The 824-nt window shown below is 30.3% G+C and carries 1 protein-coding gene; it reads right to left on the bottom strand.

Annotated elements, in window-relative coordinates:
- On the bottom strand, positions 1 to 824 hold an 824-nt coding region (locus CCPUN_RS04185), incomplete at both ends, for a PD-(D/E)XK nuclease domain-containing protein (RefSeq protein WP_133282320.1).

Genomic DNA, 824 nt, shown 5'->3' with positions numbered 1-824 from the left:
AGGTGAATAGGCAAACTTTTTTATAGGATCATCTTCCCAATTGTTGTTATCATCTCTACGTCGGATTAGTAGAGCACATTCATCGATATTGCGATGGCTAGGATCTGGATGGTTTTTATTGTTGTCATTGAATCTAATATTTAATCCTATACATACGATTTTTTTATATGTGTTAATATACTGACCATAATAATCTCTATCTGAGATCTGTTTTAAGCCTGTATATGAATCCTTATTTAATTTTAACTCAAATATATAAATGGTATCATTTAATTTATCCTTTATGACAATATCCGTTTGACCTATATTCGATATAGTTTCTGCAGCAACACTTACATGTTCATGGTCTAAAAACACGCCATTTAAAAACATAAACAGCAAACCATGAAAATACTTTTCAGATTTTTCTGTTAGTTCATAGCTGGCTTTAGCATAACAATCACTTCTAAATAGGGAAAAAAGTTTTTGCCAATCTTCTTGTTTGAAAGCTGCTTTTACATTCAAATTTTTCTTTATTCCATTTTCTTGTGCTTTATTAACAAGATATTTTTCGAAATGGGCAGACAAGGCCTGTTCTACTTCCTTATTAGGAAATTTTAAAGTATACTCTTGTGTTGCAGGATCATAGGATTTTATCGTTAAGTAGCCTGTTTGATACATTAATGGAATAATATCTAGTTCTTTCAAAGAAGTTGTTTCCAATAAACCATCCTTTTTTTGTAGAAAACTTTTCTTGATCTTATCTACGCTAAATCTTTCAATATTGTCTTGCATCTGTTTTACTAAGAGCCTAGTATCTGCTGTATCTTTCCAATAACCTAATA

Origin of the sequence: Cardinium endosymbiont of Culicoides punctatus (assembly GCF_004354815.1) — a bacterium.
Lineage (GTDB): Bacteria > Bacteroidota > Bacteroidia > Cytophagales > Amoebophilaceae > Cardinium.
This window is presented reverse-complemented; position numbering and strand designations above follow the sequence as displayed.